Source organism: Stappia sp. G46H5W (assembly GCF_058448995.1).
Map to the genome: position 1 here is coordinate 512,089 of NZ_JBZFLL010000005.1, position 16,055 is coordinate 528,143.

General features: G+C 68.3%; 14 protein-coding genes. 5 read left to right on the plus strand and 9 right to left on the minus strand.

The annotated features are described in order from the left end of the window. Positions 1-4 precede the first annotated feature (4 nt). A complete protein-coding gene (locus ACVJ6E_RS18005) occupies positions 5-442 on the plus strand; it encodes a metallopeptidase family protein (protein ID WP_120270142.1) in 438 nt (145 codons plus the stop codon). A gap of 51 nt (positions 443-493) precedes the next feature. On the opposite strand, the gene ACVJ6E_RS18010 is transcribed toward ACVJ6E_RS18005, so the two are convergent. Both ACVJ6E_RS18010 and ACVJ6E_RS18015 read right to left on the minus strand, forming a co-directional pair. Further along, positions 494-1,678, minus strand: coding sequence for an FAD-dependent oxidoreductase (locus tag ACVJ6E_RS18010; RefSeq protein ID WP_120270143.1), 1,185 nt, complete (start codon positions 1,676-1,678; stop codon positions 494-496). A 218-nt stretch (positions 1,679-1,896) separates the two neighbouring features. Continuing rightward, positions 1,897-3,858, minus strand: coding sequence for a methyl-accepting chemotaxis protein (locus tag ACVJ6E_RS18015; protein WP_158592738.1), 1,962 nt, complete (start codon positions 3,856-3,858; stop codon positions 1,897-1,899). Positions 3,859-4,099: 241 nt separating this feature from the next. On the opposite strand from ACVJ6E_RS18015, the gene ACVJ6E_RS18020 reads away from it, so the two are divergent. Beyond that, positions 4,100-4,993 (plus strand): DMT family transporter, encoded by an 894-nt coding sequence (locus tag ACVJ6E_RS18020; RefSeq protein ID WP_208996833.1) that lies wholly within the window; start codon positions 4,100-4,102, stop codon positions 4,991-4,993. Between the two features lie 15 nt (positions 4,994-5,008). Here ACVJ6E_RS18020 and ACVJ6E_RS18025 read toward each other — a convergent pair whose 3' ends face one another. Continuing rightward, positions 5,009-5,866, minus strand: coding sequence for a YihY/virulence factor BrkB family protein (locus tag ACVJ6E_RS18025; RefSeq protein WP_120270145.1), 858 nt, complete (start codon positions 5,864-5,866; stop codon positions 5,009-5,011). Between the two features lie 204 nt (positions 5,867-6,070). Here ACVJ6E_RS18025 and ACVJ6E_RS18030 point away from each other — a divergent pair, with 204 nt between their 5' ends. Continuing rightward, on the plus strand, positions 6,071-7,756 hold the full coding sequence (locus ACVJ6E_RS18030; protein ID WP_120270146.1) for an acyl-CoA dehydrogenase family protein: 1,686 nt from the start codon (positions 6,071-6,073) through the stop codon (positions 7,754-7,756). A 44-nt stretch (positions 7,757-7,800) separates the two neighbouring features. Here ACVJ6E_RS18030 and ACVJ6E_RS18035 read toward each other — a convergent pair whose 3' ends face one another. The 4 genes from ACVJ6E_RS18035 to ACVJ6E_RS18050 all read right to left on the minus strand — a co-directional run bounded on the left by ACVJ6E_RS18035 (position 7,801) and on the right by ACVJ6E_RS18050 (position 11,450). Continuing rightward, positions 7,801-9,120 carry a TRAP transporter large permease gene (locus tag ACVJ6E_RS18035; protein ID WP_120270147.1) on the minus strand — a complete coding sequence of 440 codons (1,320 nt, stop codon included), beginning with the start codon at positions 9,118-9,120 and terminating at the stop codon, positions 7,801-7,803. Continuing rightward, positions 9,117-9,635 carry a TRAP transporter small permease gene (locus ACVJ6E_RS18040; protein WP_120270148.1) on the minus strand — a complete coding sequence of 173 codons (519 nt, stop codon included), beginning with the start codon at positions 9,633-9,635 and terminating at the stop codon, positions 9,117-9,119. Before ACVJ6E_RS18040 ends, ACVJ6E_RS18035 begins: the two co-directional genes overlap by 4 nt. 20 nt (positions 9,636-9,655) lie before the next feature. Further along, positions 9,656-10,690, minus strand: a complete 1,035-nt coding sequence (locus ACVJ6E_RS18045; protein ID WP_120270149.1) for a TRAP transporter substrate-binding protein — start codon at positions 10,688-10,690, stop codon at positions 9,656-9,658. Positions 10,691-10,826: 136 nt separating this feature from the next. After that, positions 10,827-11,450 carry a TetR/AcrR family transcriptional regulator gene (locus ACVJ6E_RS18050; RefSeq protein ID WP_120270150.1) on the minus strand — a complete coding sequence of 208 codons (624 nt, stop codon included), beginning with the start codon at positions 11,448-11,450 and terminating at the stop codon, positions 10,827-10,829. A 100-nt stretch (positions 11,451-11,550) separates the two neighbouring features. Between ACVJ6E_RS18050 and ACVJ6E_RS18055 the strand changes: the two genes are divergently transcribed. Continuing rightward, entirely contained in the window at positions 11,551-12,129 is a 579-nt protein-coding gene (locus ACVJ6E_RS18055; RefSeq protein ID WP_120270151.1) for an NAD(P)H-dependent oxidoreductase, read from the plus strand. 29 nt (positions 12,130-12,158) lie between these two features. On the opposite strand, the gene ACVJ6E_RS18060 is transcribed toward ACVJ6E_RS18055, so the two are convergent. After that, positions 12,159-12,680 carry a GNAT family N-acetyltransferase gene (locus ACVJ6E_RS18060; RefSeq protein ID WP_120270239.1) on the minus strand — a complete coding sequence of 174 codons (522 nt, stop codon included), beginning with the start codon at positions 12,678-12,680 and terminating at the stop codon, positions 12,159-12,161. A gap of 521 nt (positions 12,681-13,201) precedes the next feature. On the opposite strand from ACVJ6E_RS18060, the gene ACVJ6E_RS18065 reads away from it, so the two are divergent. Next, complete coding sequence (locus ACVJ6E_RS18065; RefSeq protein ID WP_120270152.1) at positions 13,202-13,600, plus strand: DUF2794 domain-containing protein; 399 nt, start codon at positions 13,202-13,204, stop codon at positions 13,598-13,600. 163 nt (positions 13,601-13,763) lie between these two features. Here the strand turns inward: ACVJ6E_RS18065 and ACVJ6E_RS18070 are convergent, their stop codons facing one another. Next, positions 13,764-15,821 (minus strand): S8 family peptidase, encoded by a 2,058-nt coding sequence (locus ACVJ6E_RS18070; protein WP_120270153.1) that lies wholly within the window; start codon positions 15,819-15,821, stop codon positions 13,764-13,766. Positions 15,822-16,055: the final 234 nt, after the last annotated feature.

A 16,055-nucleotide genomic window follows, 5' to 3' on the forward strand; every position in this document is an offset into this window, starting at 1 on the left:
GAAGATGGGGTCACGCGCGGCCGGTGGGGAACGCAGCAGCTGGACGGGCGCGGTGGCGCCGGATCTTGCCGAATTCGAGCGGATCGCCGTTGCGGCCTTCGACGAACTCCCCGCTGAATTCCGCAAGCTGTGCGGCGACATCGAGATCCGCGTGGCGGATTTCGCCGACGACGATGCGCTCGATTCGGTCGGCGTGGAGGACCCGTTCGAGCTGATGGGCCTGTTCGAGGGGATCGGACTGGCGCAGGGCGGGGCGGAGGCCTTCAGCGGCCGCATGCCGAACCGCGTCTGGCTCTACCGCCGTGCCATCCTCGATTACTGGTGCGCCTATGACGAGCCGCTGGGCGGCGTCATCGCGCATGTGCTGATCCACGAGATCGGCCACCATTTCGGCCTGTCGGACGACGACATGGAGACGATCGAGGCGGCGGCCGACGACTGAGTCGCCGGCCCTATCTACGGCCCCGATATCCGTTTCAGACACCCATCCAGTTCACGCGGGCGGCAGGAGCCCGTCCTCGAACGCCTTGCCGATCGCCCGGCGTGCCATCATGTGCGAGCGCGGGTGGTTGATGCTGTCGACGGCAAGCAGGCGCCCGCCGCCGAGATAGGCGACATAGAAGGAGCCGGAGGCGGGATCGCCGAAGGTGCGCGCCTCGTCGTGGTCCTGCGACAGGCCGGCGATCTGCAGCTTGACCGCATACTGGTCGGACCAGAACCACGGCACCGGGTCGTAATGCACCTCGTTGCCGAGGATCGAAGCGGCGACGGCCTTGGCCTGGTCGATGGCGTTCTGCACGCTTTCCAGCCGGATCGAGCGGCCGTAAAGCGCAGAATGGAAGCGGGTGCAGTCGCCGGCCGCATGGACCAGCGGATCGGAGGTGAGCGCGCTATCGTCGACCAGGATGCCGTCGCCGGTGGCAAGGCCGCAGGCGGCTGCCAGCTCGTCGTTGGGCACCGCGCCGACGGCAACCAGCGCGATGTCGCAGGGAACCTCGCCGCCGCCGGCCAGCTGCACGCCCGTGACGCGGTCGCTTCCCGAAAAGCCGGTGATGCCGGTGTCGAGCATCAGCCGCACACCCTTGTCCGCATGCAGCTCCTGGAACCAGGCGGAGACGGTGGGCGAAACCACCCGCTTCATCACCCGGTCCTGTGCCTCGATGACGGTGACCTCGTGGCCCATGGTGCGGGCGACGGCGGCGACCTCCAGCCCGATATAGCCGCCGCCGACGATGGCAACGCGGCCCGGCGTGCGCAGCAGGGGGCGCATCGCCTCGACATCGGAAATCTTGCGCAGGGTCACAACGCCCGGCAGCTCGGCGCCGGCGATCGGCAGGGCGCGCGGCCGGGTGCCGGTGGCGATGATCAGCCGCTCGTAGGGAAGCTGCTCACCGCCGGCGAGCAGCACGGCGCGGGACTCGCGGTCGATGGCCTCGACCACCTTGCCGAAATGGCAGTCGATGGCGTTCTGTTCGTAGAAGCCGAGCGGGCGCAGGTGCAGCGCCTCGTCGTCGATCTCGCCGGAAAGATGCTTCTTGGACAGGGGCGGGCGCTGGTAGGGCGGATGCGGCTCCTCGCCGACAAGGGCGATGCGGCCGCCGAAGCCGCCTGTTCGCAGCGACTGAACGGCCTGGGCGCCGGCCTGGCCCGCTCCGACGATGACGATGCTGTCCTGCATGGGAATTCCTTCGGCAAACTGGCGTGCGGCTGGCCGACGGCGGGGCTGTTCGACGAGACCGGCTGGGAGCCGGCAGCCCTTGCGCGTGGCTGGCGGGAGGCGAGGGCGGTTTTCGCACCGCCCCTGCCGTCGTGAGATCTGCACGCGTTATGTGGCGAGATTGCCGGCAGTGGCAATAGGGGGAATGCCCGTAAGGCGAGAGGCGGGGCGGCGCACCGTCAGGCGGCGCGCACGCCTTCCAGGAAGCAGGCGATCTCCTTGCGCAGCAGGCGGGCCTGCTCGCCGAGCGTGCCGGAGAGCTCGCCGACCATGGTGCCGGTGCCGCGGGCACGGTCGGTGGCGCCGGAAACCCGGTCCATCGCCTCGGCACCGGTGCCGGAGCGCTCCGAGGCGCGGGCGACATTCTCGGTGATCTCGCGCAGGGCGATGCTCTGCTGGCCGACGGCGGCGGCGACCGAGCCGGCGATCTCGTTCATCTGGACGATGATCTGCTCGACATCGCCGATGGCCATGACCGCGCTGGCGGAGGCCTGCTGGATCGCCTCGACCTGCTGGGCAATGTCCTGGGTCGCCTTTGCGGTCTGGCTGGCAAGCTCCTTGACCTCGGCGGCGACGACGGCAAAGCCGCGTCCGTGCTCGCCGGCGCGCGCCGCCTCGATGGTGGCGTTGAGCGCCAGAAGGTTGGTCTGTTCGGCGATGTCGCGGATGAGGCCCATGACCTCGCCGATCCGGTCGGCGGTGCGCGACAGCGCGCTCATGCTGGCGCCGGTGTCGCGGGCGCTGGTGACGGCCTTTTCGGCAACCTGGGTCGAGCGGTTGGCCTGGTCGGCGATCTCGGCGATGGAGACATTGAGCTCCTCGGAGGCGGAGGCCGCCGAGGTGACGCTTTCGGCGGCGACCCGCACCGCATTGCCGGCGGTGCCTGCTTCCTCGGCCGCGTGTCCGGCCGCCTGGTCCAGGGCACCGGAGGCGCCGGCCAGCTCCTCGGCAGCACCGTCGAGGCGCGAGAGGGCATCGCCCACGGTTGCCTCGAACCCGGCGATCAGCTGGTCGAGATGGCGCATTCGGCTGTCGCGGGCGGCGTTTTCAGCTTCCTGCGTTGCCGCAAGTTCCTCGCGCTCTAGCGCGTTGTCGCGGAAGACGGCGACGCTGGCGGCCATCGCATCGAGCTCGGTGCGGCCGCGCGCCTCCGGCAGGTCGATATCGGTCTCGCCGGCGGCGAGCCGATCCATGGCGAGGCGCAGCACGGCCAGCGGCCTGGAAATCGACGCACCGATGAGGAGGCCGGCCAGAAGCAGCACGGCAACCGTGACGGCCATGATCGCCAGCATGGTCATGGCGGCGATGGCCCGGTTGTCGGCGAGGGTGCCTGCCGCCTCGGCCTGGCCGCTTTTGGCCGCGGCCTGAAGCTGGGCGAGATAGGGCGGCAGCACGTCGAAGAAGGCCTCGAGCTTCTCCACATGGGCGGTGCGTTCGCCGCCGGCGCGGGTGAAGGTGTCGAAGGCCTCGCGATAGGAGGTGAGGAAGCCGGTGAGTTCGGCGCTTGTCGCTTCCTCGAGCTTGGCCCGGGAAAGCGCGCGCTCGAGCCGCGCGGCGGCGACCTCGAAACTGCCGAGGTTCACGTCGCTGCGGTCAAGGAGATAGGCCTTTTCGCTGCGCTGCAGGTCGACGCCGGCAAAGGCCAGGCGCTCGGTCTCGGGACCGCGCTTGAAACGGGCAAGCTTCTGGACGCTGCCGACGAGCGCATCGCCGTTGGCGGCGAGCGCCCCGCGAGCCCCGCCTTCGGTATCGGCAAGGCCGAGGCGCTGCTGGGTGGCGTGGAGGTCCTGGAACGTCGCCTCGATGTCGGAAAGGGCGCGGTCGACCTGGTCGATCTCGGCGCCGTAGGGCGCGGCGACGTCAAGGGTGCGGACCGTGCCGAGCTGGCTGCGTGCCACGGCGATCTGCGAGGTAAGGGCCTGGTAGGCGGCGGCGGAGGGGGCGGCGAGATAGGTTTTCTCGGCGATCCGCAGGGTCCCGGCCGTGGAAGAGAGATCGGCGACCGTGCCGGCAAGGTCGGAAAAGCCCTCGGATCGTGCGAAGGCGCTTTCGACGCTGGCCTGACTCCACCAGAAGACGCTGCCGATGGCGGCAAGGCCTGTCATGGTGACGGCGATCAGAAGAAAAATCCTGGTGCGCACGGATAGTCGGCCGACTAAGGTCGATACCGACGCGAAACCTCGAAAATGCAGCACGGGCATACCTCGACTGGTCAGTCCCTTCCTTGTGCAAAAGTCCACCAGCGAAGTTAATATTCCCCTGACCTGGCCTATGTTGCCTTCCCCTTAGTCAAGGGAACCTTACCCCGGCCGTCGCGGCAGGGGCCGTACAGGCCTGGCGCGAGGCGCGCCGGCCCTTGCAACCGTTTGAACTGGATCGTTCGTGCGTGCGTTTTTCGACAAGGCCGTCCCCGGCATTTTCGTCCTGTTGTGGTCGACCGGCTTCATCGGCTCCAAGCTGGGGGCTCCTCACATCGAGCCCTTCGTCTTCCTGACGATCCGCTTCGCGCTGGTGCTGCCGGTGATGCTGGCGCTGGCCATCGTGCTGCGCGCCCACTGGCCGCGGCGGGGGGCGGAATGGGCGCATTGCTTCGCCGCCGGCGTGCTGATCCACGGCGTCTATCTGGGCGGGATCTTCTATGCCATCGACAACGGCATGCCGGCAGGCATTTCGGCGCTGTTCCTCGGGCTGCAGCCGCTGCTGACGGCGCTGCTGGCCGGGCCGGTGCTGGGCGAGAAGGTGACGCCGCGCCACTGGCTGGGGCTGGCCGTCGGCGCGATCGGCCTGCTGCTGGTGGTGGGTCCGCGCATCGGCGGGGACACGTCGGGATTGTCGATGGTCAACGTGCTGGCCTGCCTGGCGGCGGCGGCCGGCATCGCGGTCGGCACGATCTACCAGAAGCGCTTCGTCGTCGGCATCGACCTGATCCCGGGGACATTGCTGCAGTATTTCGGTGCGCTGGCGCTGGTCATGCCGCTGTCGACGTTGGAGGACTGGCAGATCGCCTGGACCGGCGAGCTGATCATCGCCATGACCTGGCTGGTGCTGGTGCTGTCGATCGGTGCGGTGCTGCTGCTGATGGTGCTGATCAAGCGGGGCAGCGCCTCGCGGGTGTCGAGCCTGTTCTACCTCGCGCCGGTGGCAACCGCCGTGGAGGGCTACCTGCTGTTCGGCGAGACGCTGTCGCTGGTGCAGGTCGTGGGCGCGGCGCTGGTGGTCGGCGCGTTGCTGATCATCCGCGAAAGACGGATCGGCACGCGGCGCACGCCCGCCTGACCAACGCCCGTCCCGTCAGGCGCTAGCGAGCTTGCGGGCGCGGCGGCGCAGGATCGCCGCGTTGAGCTCGCCGCCGAAGACGAAGCAGATCGATATCAGATACAGGAAGATCAGCGCGGTCATGGCACCGGCAAGGCCGGCATAGGTCGACACATAGTCGGCAAAGCCGGCAAGCCAGGCACCGAAGGCCATGCCCGAGGCCAGCCATAGAAGCAAGGTGGCGGCAACGCCGGGAAGCGTGTCGAGCAGCCGGCGGCGGCCGTCCGGCAGCACCGCATGGGCGATGAACAGGCCGCCGAGCGTCAGCAGCGTGGCGATGACATAGCGCGAGATGTTGAGCCGGGCGGTGAAGGGCTCCAGCAGCGGCGCATGGGCGACGACGGCACGCCAGACCAGCGGCGCGAAGACGATCAGCAGCGCGAAGCTGATCAGCACGAAGGTGCCGAACAGCACCAGGAGCAGGGCCTGGGCGCGCAGGTAGAAGTAATTGCGGGTCTCGCCGACGCCATAGGCGCGGTTGAGCGCAACGCGCAGGGCCTCCACGCCGTTGGAGGCGAACCACAGCGCGGCGATGATGCCGAAGGTGAGGATGTCGCCGCGCGGCTGGGTCAGCACCACGTGGATCTCGCTGGAGATGGGCCGGGCGACCTCTTCCGGCCAGACATCGAAGAGCAGCGTGGCGATCCGGTCGGCCATGTCCGACATGCCGAGAAAGCCGGTGAGCGCGGCTACGAAGATCAGGAAGGGGAACAGGGCCAGCAGCGAGGACAGGGCGACATGGCTCGCCAGGGCGAAGCCGTCGTCGTTCGTCATGTGCATGACGGCGTCGTAGATGGTCGCGATCGCGGAGCGCAGCAGGCGGAACGGGTTCATCCGCCGCTTTTGCGGGAGGCATCGCCGCGGGTCAAGACGCGGCCGGCGTTTCATGCTGCGACGCGAAATCCATGAAATATTATTGCTTTTCGCCTCCTTCAAAAGAAGCATTGCTTCGCGAAGGCGGCGCGATATTGTTTGCGCTGCAGCATCGCTTGTCGGGAGGGCGAGGGTGCGGCGGGAAACGGCAATGGAGAGGAAGGCATGTCCCTGGCGAGCGAATTCGGTCACGAGGCACGGGAAACGCGGCTGACGGCGCTGACGGGCGAGGCGGTGGAGACGCTGGGCGCGCTGCTCGATGCGGCGGCGGGAAGCGTGCGGGCCCGCGTGTCGGTGGACGGCCGGTTGTCGGCGGACAGGCTGGAGGCCGAGCAGCGGGCGACCCACGGGCTGGCATGGCTTGCGACCTATGTGGAGGCGCTGCGCCAGCTCGCCGCCTATGCCGGGCGGCTGGAGGATGCAGGCAGCTTTGGCGAGACGGAAGAGCTCCTGGTGCGCCTCGCCTTTGCCGAATACCTGGCGCAGGTCTTCGGCGGCATCCCGATGAACCAGGGCGAGATGGTGCGCCTCGCCGATCTGGGGCTCGGGACGGAGGCGGCCGCTTCCTTCCGCAGCGCGGCGGTGGAGGAGCTGATCGCCACCGGCAACACGCCGGCGGTGCGGGCGCGGCTGGCCGGGCTGATCCGCCAGCAGGAGGGCAATTCGATCTTCGGCACCTCCGGGTTAGAGGAGACCTATGAGCAGGTGCGCGAGGAAATGCGCCGCTTCGCCGCCGACAAGGTGGTGCCGCATGCGCATGAGTGGCATCTGAAGAACGCCTATATCCCGCTGGAGGTGATCGGCGAGATGGCCGAGCTCGGCGTCTTCGGCCTGACGATCCCGGAAGAGTACGGCGGCCTTGGCCTCGGCAAGGAGAGCATGTGCGTCGTCTCGGAGGAGCTGAGCCGGGCCTATATCGGCGTCGGCTCGCTCGGCACCCGCTCGGAGATCGCCGCCGAGCTGATCCTGTGCGGGGGCACCGAGGTGCAGAAGCAGACCTGGCTGCCGAGGATCGCCTCCGGCGAGGTGCTGCCGACGGCGGTCTTCACCGAGCCGAACACCGGCTCCGACCTTGCTTCGCTGAAGACCCGCGCCGTGCGCCAGGGCGATGTGTGGAAGATCTACGGCAACAAGACCTGGATCACCCATCCGGTGCGCGCCGACATCATGACGCTGCTCGCCCGCACCGATCCGTCGGAGCCGGGCTACAAGGGCCTGTCGATGTTCATCGCGCAAAAGCCGCGCGGCACGGATGCCGATCCGTTCCCGGCGCCGGGCATGTCCGGCGGCGAGATCGAGGTGCTCGGCTATCGGGGCATGAAGGAATACGAGATCGCCTTCGACGGGTTCGAGGTGGCGCATGAGAACCTGCTGGGCGGCGTGCCGGGGCAGGGCTTCAAGCAACTGATGCAGACCTTCGAGGGCGCGCGCATCCAGACGGCGGCGCGGGCCTTGGGCGTTGCGCAGGCTGCGCTCGACCTGGGGCTGCGCTATGCGCAGGAGCGGGTGCAGTTCGGCAAGCCGCTGATCGCCTTCCCGCGCGTCTCCGACAAGCTGGCGATGATGGCGGCCGAGCTGATGGCGGCGCGGCAGCTGACCTATTTCTCGGCGCTGGAAAAGGACTCCGGCCGGCGCTGCGATCTGGAGGCGGGCATGGCCAAGCTGCTCGGCGCGCGCGTTGCCTGGGCGGCGGCGGACAATGCGCTGCAGATCCACGGCGGCAACGGCTTCGCGCTGGAATACGCGATCAGCCGGGTGCTGTGCGACGCGCGCATCCTCAACATCTTCGAGGGCGCGGCGGAAATCCAGGCGCAGGTCATCGCCCGGCGGGTGCTGGAAGAGCGCGGCTGAGGCGGGGCCTCAGCCGGCAACTTAAGGTGTGGGGCGTTCGCGCCTCACCCCATGGCGACGACCAGCCAGAGCGAGATCCATGGCACGCCGATCAGCAGGGCAAGGCGGAAGATGTCGGCGATCCAGAAGGGCGTGACGCCCCGGAAGATCGTGGTCAGGCTGACGTCTTCCAGCACGCTGCGCAGCACGAAGACGTTGAGGCCGACGGGTGGGGTGATCAGGCTGATCTCGGTCACCACCACGACGACGATGGCGAACCAGATCAGCACCAGCTCGGGATCGGCGAGGAGGCCTGAGCCGAAGTCCAGCGTCGTCACCAGCGGATAGAAGACCGGCACGGTGAGCAGGATCATCGACAGGCTTTCCAGCACGCAGCCGAGCAGGATGTAGACGGCGACGATCGCCAGGATCACCAGCCAGGGGCTGACGTCGAGGTCCGACACGGCATCGGACAGCGCGTCCGGAAGGCCGGCGAAGTTCACGAAATTGGTGAAGATGTCGGCGCCGATGATCAACGCGAAGATCATCGCAGTGGCGCGTGTGCTTTCGCCGATGGCCTCGCCAAGGGCGCGCCAGCCGAGCCGGCCGAACAGGGCCGAGAGCGGCAGGGCGGCACCGGCGCCGATGCCGGCGGCCTCGGTCGGGGTGAAGAAGCCGCCATAGATGCCGACCATGATGATGGCGAACAGGACGATCAGGGCGACGACGCCGAGCACGTCGCGCCGGGTCAGCGGTTCGGCCTCGGTCGCCGGCGGGGCGAGCTCGGGATTGCGCCACACGGCGACCTGAACGGCGGCGAGATAGAACAGCAGGCCGACGATGCCCGGCACCACGCCGGCGATGAACAGCTTGCCGATGTCGGACTCGGTCAGCAGCCCGTAGATGATCAGGATCACCGAGGGCGGAATGAGAATGCCGAGCGTGCCGCCGGCGGCGATGGAGCCGGCGGCGAGGCTGTCGGCATAGCCGAAGCGGCGCATGGAAGGCATGGCCACCCGCGACATGGTGGCGGCGGTGGCGAGCGAGGAGCCGCAGACGGCGGAAAAGCCGCCGCAGGCGATCACCGAGGCCATGGCAAGGCCCCCGCGCATGCGCGCCGTCGCGTGGTTGGCGACCGCGTAGAGCCCGTGGGCGACGCCGGAGCGGGCCAGCACGTTGCCCATGAAGATGAACAGCGGCACCACCGAGAGCGAGTAGGCAAGGCCGGCGTCGAAGACCAGCGTGCCGGTCATGGCCAGGCTGGCGTCGAGCCCGCGCATCCAGGCAAAGCCGGCCATGCCGACCAGGGCCATGGCGAAGGCCACAGGCATCTTCAGGAAGATGAGGGCAAGCAGGACGGCGAAGCCGATCAGCGATTCCGTCATGTGGGATCCCGTCGTGAGACGTCCGGGCGAAGCGCCCGCAGGACGGCGGCAATGCAGGCGAGCGCGCAGCCCGCAGCGGCAAGGAAAGCGACCGGCGCCAGCGGCAGCGACAGGGAGTCGCTGACCGCGCCATCTTCGGCAAGCCGCTGTCCGTGCAGGAACAGCCGCCAGGAAAAGACGGCAAGGACCAGAGCCACCAGCAGGCCGGTAACCGGGCGCACGGCACGGGTGATACGCCCGCCCGCTGTCATGTCCATGAGGTCGACCTCGACATGTTCGCCGCGCGCGGTGGTCACCGGCAGGGCGAGGAAGACGAGCGAGGCGAGAAAGATCTCGGTCAGCTCATAGGCGCCGGCCAAAGGCGCGTTGAACCAGTAGCGGGCGACCACGTCGATGCAGGTGACGAGGGTGAGGGCGAGGAGCAGCGCGCCGGAGGCCACCGAGAGCAGCGTCTCCAGAGCATGGGCGAGGGACCGGCGCGGCGGCCGGCCCCCCTTGTCCGTTGTTGGCGACATAGGCGCAGCGTCCCGCCGGCTCAGAAGGAGATGCCGGTCTCGGCGCGCAGTTCGGCCAAAGCGGCAGCGCCGTCGAAGCCCTGCGCCTTGACCGCTTCAGCCCAGGCCGCCTCATGCTTGCCCGCGTGCTCGCGGATGGCGGCCAGCACGGCGTCGTTGGCCTCGTGCACCTCGATCTTGGTCTCGGCGACGAGCGCGATGCCGCCGGCATCGGCCGCATCCCATACCGCGCCGGCCTTTTCGGCGAAGGCGGCGCCCGAGAGCTTCTCGATGGCGGCCTTGTCGGCGTCGGAGATCTCGTCCCACTTGGCCTGGTTCATGACCAGGAACCAGGAGGTGTTGTAGATGCCGCCGGGGACCTTCAGCGTGTAAGAGAGATGATCGGCAAGGCGGAAGGCCTTGAGCGCCTCCATCGGGAAGGTGACGCCGTCGATGACGCCGCGCGAAAGCTTCTCGTAGACCTCGCCGGGGCCCATGAACTGGGTGACGACGCCGAGATCCTGCATCAGGTCGGCGATATAACCGCCCGGCGTGCGCAGCTTGAGGCCGGCGAAGTCCTCGGGCTTCTCGATCTTGCGCTGGTTGTTGTGAACCATGCCGGGGCCATGGGCGAAGACGGAGAGCAGCTTGACGCCCTCGTGCTCTGCCGCGGCATCCAGCGTGCCCGCATAGACCTTCCAGTAGGCCTTGGAGACCGAGACCGCATCATTGCCGAGGAAGGAGAACTGGCCGATGCGCGAGCGCAGGAACCGGTCGTCCTGAGTGAAGGAATGCAGGCCGTAGGTGATGTCGGCAACGCCGTCGCGGGCCATATCGTAATGGGCCGGGGGAGCGCCGAGCGGCTTGGCCAGCACGCGCACCTTGACGCGGCCTTCCGTCGCCTTCTCGACCTCGTCGGCCCAGGGCTTCATGGCGTTCTCGACCAGCGGGTGCTTGGGCGGCAGCCAGGACGACATGACCAGAGTGGTGTCGGCGCGGGCACCGGCAAGGCCGGCAACGAGGCTGCAAGCGAGCGCGGCAAGGCCGAACCCGGCGGATTTCACCGTGAAGCGCATGTTTTCCTCCCATGTTCCGGCCGGGCGAAGCCTGTTGCCGCCGGATATTAGTTTCAATTGCAACTTTTTCAGGAAACCGACGCGGCGTCAAGGCAGTTGCAACCCTGGGGCAGGCTATGCGGGACCGTCGGCCGGATCAAACATCCTGTCCCTCTGCCGCGCCGGTCGAAAGCCAGGCGGCGAGCAGGCCGTCGAACAGGGCGAGCTGCGCGTCCTCGCCGGCAAGGGTGCCGAGGCTGTGGCCGACGATCATGTGATAGAAGAACGCGAGCACGCCCTGGGCCAGAAGATCCGGGTCCGCACCGCGCACAAGGCGCCCTTCGCGCGACAGCCGGCGAAACCCCTCGAGCGCGCACTCTTCCATCGCCTGACAGACGCCGAGAAACAGCCGCGTCCACGGGCCGTCGCGCAGGGTCGACTGGACGAGATAGAGGCGGGCGAAGTCCGGATCGGAGCGGTAGAGCGCCAGCCAGGGGCGGAAGATGCCGGCAATGTAGTCGCGGGTCTCGCCGATCGGCGTGCGGGCCACATGGGCGCGCATGGCGACCTCAAGCTGCTCGAGATCGGCCGTGCGCGCGGCGATCAGCAGGCTGGTCTTGTCGGCGAAATGGGCGAAGACCGTTGCCTTGGCAACGCCGGCCGCCTCGGCGATCGCATCGACGCTGGTCGCCTCGAACCCCTGGCCCGAGAAGAGGCGGGCCGCCTCGGCGAGGATCCTGTCGCGGGTTTCGCGGGTGCGCTTCTGGGGCCGTCCGACCATGGTGTGCCTTCTTGTGGATTCATTTATTGACCGCGGTCATAAAATGCGGCATCAATTCTTGACCGCGGTCAACTTTAGTCACGAAACAGGAAAGCCGACAATGGCGAAACGTATTCTCGTGCTGGACGGGCATCCGGGCCCGGACAGCCTGTGCGGGGCGCTGGCCGCCTCCTATGTCCAGGGCGCCACGCGCGCCGGACATCAGGTGAAGCTGCTGCGCCTGTCGCAGATGCAGTTCGACCCGGACATGGGACCGGGTTTCAAGCCGGCCAAGGTGCTGGAGCCGTGCCTTGCCGAGGTGCAGGCGGCGATCACCTGGTGCGAGCATCTGGTGATCGTGCATCCGCTGTGGTGGGGATTGATGCCGGCCAAGCTGAAGGGGCTGATCGACCGGGTTCTGCTGCCTGGTTACGCCTTTCGCTACGAGCCCGGCCAGATGGTGCCGGCAAAGCTGTTGAAGGGGCGTTCGGCCGAAGTGCTGGTCACCTCCGACACGCCGCCGTGGTACCTGCGCTTCCTGCTGTGGACGCCCGGCTTCCGGGCGATGCGCAAGCAGATCCTGGAGTTCTGCGGCTTTTCGCCCGTGCGCTTCCGCACCTTCGCGCCGGTGCAGGGCTCGGACGAGAAAAAGCGCAAGGGCTGGATCGAGAAGGCAGGAAAATACGGGGAGGCGGCCTGAGCGCGGCAGGAGCCCCTGGGCCGAGGCGTTCAGTAACGCTCTTCGGGGAACCAGCCGAAGATCGTGAGATCGAGGGTCGTCTGGGCGATGCGCTCGCGGCTGGTCATCAGGATCTGGCCGCCGCGCCGCTGGTAGAAGCGGACCGCCTCGTCATTGTCCTTGAGCACCCGGATGGCAAGGCCGTCGAGACGGGCGCGGGTCAGGGCGGCGCGGGTGGCGGTGAACAGCTCGCTGCCGAAGCCGAGGCCCTGATGGTCCGGCCGGACATAGAGCTCGTAGATCTCGCCCTCGAAGGGCAGCTCGCGCATGCGGCTGCGGCCCCAGGTGGCATAGCCGGCGGGAATGCCGGCGACCTGCAGGATCTGGATCTGGACACCGCGCGACAAGGCGGTGCGCCACCATTTCGGCCCGCGGCGGGAGATCATCCGCTCCAGTTCCAGGCCGTCGATGATGCCCCGATAGGTCGACCGCCAGGCATCCTCGTGGATGGTGGCGAGCGCTTCGGCATCGTCGTGGCGCGCTGGGCGCAGGGCTGTCAGGCCGATACTCATGGAACCATGATAGCGCCCTTCGGCGGCGGACAAAAGCCGTTGCGCATGACCAGGTCACAGCCAGTCGTGCACGAGGTGGAAAACGCGGAGAAGCGGGGAGGGGAGCTGCAGAAACGGAAAAGGGCCGGCGTTGGAGCCGGCCCTTCCGGTTGCAGTCTCAGTCCTTGCGGACCGGGGAACATCTGCGACAAAACCCCGGGGGGCTGGGGGGCTGTTGCGTACCGAAGCCTTGTCGTCAGTTCCTTATGCAACGATGCGAATTTCGCCGGTCAAGATGGCACCGTCTGGGCTGCAATGGGGCGAAACTATGAAATCGACATGGGCCCCGAAAAAGGCCGGGCGAGGGGCCCCAGGGAGGCCGAAACGCCATCTTTTGCAAGGGTTTGGCAAAGTGCTCGGCGTGCTCTTGCGCCGGGCTGCATGCGCCTGCGCGCGCCCGCTCCGCCGCCGGGACTTGCAAAAGGCGAAGAGGGCGGCCCATCATGACAGGCGGATGACAGGGCGGCGAGGCAGAAGGCGCGATGAGCGAGTTCGATGAAGACGCATCCAGGGCCGGGGCGGAGCCGGCGCCGATCTCCGGCCTTGCGACTGCCCGCAGTCCCGGCGCACCGCCTGTCCCCGCGCTTGTTTCCTTTCATCGGCGCGAACTCGACCTGATCCTGCGGGTCTATGGCCATCGGGTGGCCTCGGGCGAATGGCGGGATTACGCCATCGACCACCTGAAGGACCGGGCGGTGTTCTCTGTCTTCCGCCGCAGCTCTGAAATGCCGCTGTTCCGCATCGAGAAAGTGCCGCGCAACGCCAAGCGGCAGGGCGCCTATGCCGTGGTCGGCACGGGCGGTGTGATCCTCAAGCGCGGCGGCGACCTTGCCCAGGTGCTCAAGGTCTTCGAGAAGAAGCGTCACCTCAGCCTGGTGTGAACCGGCGAGCAAAAGGCGCTGGCCGGACAGGCCGCCCCCAACTGACGAGAAAAGGCGGAGGCCGGACAGGCCGCCCCAACTGACGAGAAAAAGGCGGAGGCCAGACAGGCCGGCCTCCGCAAGGAAGTGCCGCAGGGATTGCGAGCACGGAACCGTCGAACCTTCAGAACTTGTAGGACATGCGCGCGGCCAGGGCGTGCGACTGGGCGCGTGCCCGGTATTCGCCCGCATAGGTGAGCGTGCCGGACAGGCCGTTGGTCGCGGAATTGACCTCGACGCCGGCCGACAGGCGGGCGATGTCGCGGCCGATTCCGTTGCCGGTGGCGGTGACGGAGGCGCCCAGCATGGTGGCGTTGCGGCGGTCGCCGAGCGAGCCGATGGCCCGGGCATAGGCAACGTCCATCACCGGGGCGACCGTTGCCACGGTGCCGAGCGCCATCGCGGGCGCGGCAACGCGCACACCCGCGCCGGCATCGAACTGGCTGGCATTTGCGGACGGAGCGGCAAGCGAGAAGACGCCGGCGCCGGTCTCGGTCGAGCTGCCCAGCCACTGATGCACGAGGCGGGCCTGCACATAGGGCTGCACGGTCGCGCCCATCGTCTCGAAGGTCATGCCGACGCGGGCATTCGACCAGGCGCCGACATTGACGGCGTTGCTCGATCCGGTAAAGGCGACGGCGCCGCCAGCGCCGGCAATGGCGTTGCGGGTGCGGCTCGTCTCGAAGCGGGTCAGGCCGCCGGCCGCGTCGGCGAAGAAGCCGCCGGCCGAGTAGCTGCCATAGGCCACCGCATGCAGGCCGGTGGCACGCGCGGTGTTGCCGCCGCCCTGGCTGTTGCCCGAGGTGAAGCCGATGCCGACACCGCCGCCGATGCCGTCGGCCAGCGTGACGTCGATACCGGTCAGCATGCCGCCGGTGCGGCTGATGCTGCCGGGGGAGCCGGCGTTGGCCGAGGTGCTGGAGAAGCTGCCGAGCATCGACCCCCACAACCGGTAGCGGGCGGCTTCGCCGGCGGCGGCGCCATGGCTCGACAGGCTGACCGTGCCGGGCATGGCCTTGCCCGATCCGTGTGCGGCGGCCAGGTTCGAGATGGTGCCGGCGATCTGCGACAGGGTCGAGGCCTGGGCGGTCTGCGACTGGCTGAACACCGAGGCGGTGCTGCCCTCGCGGGTGGCGGTCAGGTTGGCAAGATCGAGAAGGCCCCAGCCGTATTCGCTGTCGATGCCCGGCGCGCCGACATCGCGCGAGGTCGCCAGCACCAGCTGCGCCAGCTCGGTGGCGGGCGCATCGGGGAACATCTCGCGGGCAATGGCGAGTGCCGCCGTCACATGTGGGGCGGCCATCGAGGTGCCCGACATGTTGACATAGCCGCCGGTGTTGGAGGTCGAGTAGATGCCGTCCGCATCCTGGTCGTCGCCGCCGCCCGGCGCCGACAGGCACCAGGTCATGGCAAGGCCGCAGCGGTTGGAATAGTCGGCGAGCGTGCCGTCGCGCCCGACGGCCGCGACCGACAGCCAGTTGGCCCGCAGCTCGGGGAAGATGTGCGGCAGGCCGGGCTCCAGCGCAACGCTCGGGAAGCCGTCGTTGCCGTTGGCCCAGACCAGCACCGCGCCCTGGTCGACGACGCGCTGGAAGGTCGCCATCATCTGCGGGCGTTCGTTCAGGAAGTAGGTGCGGACCGTCTCGAGGTCGCTGCCGCCCTCCGGCATCATCGGGTCGGAGCCCCAGGAGTTGTTGAAGAACTCGATGCCCTGGTCGAGGCCGTAGGAAATGGCCGAGGCGGCGATGCTGTCGAGACGGGTCTCGTCGATGTCGCCGGTCGGGCCGGACAGCTGCAGCGAGGTCACCTGCGCGCCGGGGGCGACGCCGACCATGCCGACGCCGTTGGCGAGCGCGGCGATGGTACCGGCGACATGGGTGCCGTGGCCGACGACATCGCCGTCGGACGGGCCGAGCGTGTGGCCGCTGAAGGACTGCGGGGTGACGTTGGGCTCAAGGTCGGGGTGGCCGGCGATGATGCCGCTGTCGACGACGCCGACAGTGACGCCGCGACCGGTCCAGCCGCGCTCGTGGGCAATGCGGGCGCCGATCATGCCAAGGCCCCATTGGGCCGAGTATTCGTCGGCGGCGGCCGGCGTCCAGGCGGCTGCGGCAAGGGGAAGGACGGTCAGGCAGGTGGAGGCGCGGATAGCGCGGGCAAGTCTTCTGGCAACGCAGGACATGGGATCCGTTCCGTGAGGGGAGTTCAGAACGGGGCGAGATAATCTTGCCGGGGCCGCTCCCGTCAATCGGGGTCCCCCTTGAAAAACAGGGGTTTGCGGCCGTGCGCTGCAAAAATGGACGCAGTGAAGGCGGCGGCGGACGCTGTGCAAACCGGGCGGTCGCGGGGCACTGCCAACGGGACAAACGAAAAGGGCGCGGCTTTCGCCGCGCCCTCGTCGAACTGTCCGAAGCGT

Excerpts from the sequence above, each read along its gene's own strand:
- ACVJ6E_RS18005 (WP_120270142.1), top strand. The coding sequence starts at position 5 with ATGGGGTCACGCGCGGCCGGTGGGGAACGCAGCAGCTGGACGGGCGCG.
- ACVJ6E_RS18010 (WP_120270143.1), bottom strand. The coding sequence starts at position 1,678 with ATGCAGGACAGCATCGTCATCGTCGGAGCGGGCCAGGCCGGCGCCCAG.
- ACVJ6E_RS18025 (WP_120270145.1), bottom strand. The coding sequence starts at position 5,866 with ATGAACCCGTTCCGCCTGCTGCGCTCCGCGATCGCGACCATCTACGAC.
- ACVJ6E_RS18030 (WP_120270146.1), top strand. The coding sequence starts at position 6,071 with ATGTCCCTGGCGAGCGAATTCGGTCACGAGGCACGGGAAACGCGGCTG.
- ACVJ6E_RS18035 (WP_120270147.1), bottom strand. The coding sequence starts at position 9,120 with ATGACGGAATCGCTGATCGGCTTCGCCGTCCTGCTTGCCCTCATCTTC.
- ACVJ6E_RS18040 (WP_120270148.1), bottom strand. The coding sequence starts at position 9,635 with ATGTCGCCAACAACGGACAAGGGGGGCCGGCCGCCGCGCCGGTCCCTC.
- ACVJ6E_RS18045 (WP_120270149.1), bottom strand. The coding sequence starts at position 10,690 with ATGCGCTTCACGGTGAAATCCGCCGGGTTCGGCCTTGCCGCGCTCGCT.
- ACVJ6E_RS18050 (WP_120270150.1), bottom strand. The coding sequence starts at position 11,450 with ATGGTCGGACGGCCCCAGAAGCGCACCCGCGAAACCCGCGACAGGATC.
- ACVJ6E_RS18055 (WP_120270151.1), top strand. The coding sequence starts at position 11,551 with ATGGCGAAACGTATTCTCGTGCTGGACGGGCATCCGGGCCCGGACAGC.
- ACVJ6E_RS18060 (WP_120270239.1), bottom strand. The coding sequence starts at position 12,680 with ATGAGTATCGGCCTGACAGCCCTGCGCCCAGCGCGCCACGACGATGCC.
- ACVJ6E_RS18065 (WP_120270152.1), top strand. The coding sequence starts at position 13,202 with ATGAGCGAGTTCGATGAAGACGCATCCAGGGCCGGGGCGGAGCCGGCG.
- ACVJ6E_RS18070 (WP_120270153.1), bottom strand. The coding sequence starts at position 15,821 with ATGTCCTGCGTTGCCAGAAGACTTGCCCGCGCTATCCGCGCCTCCACC.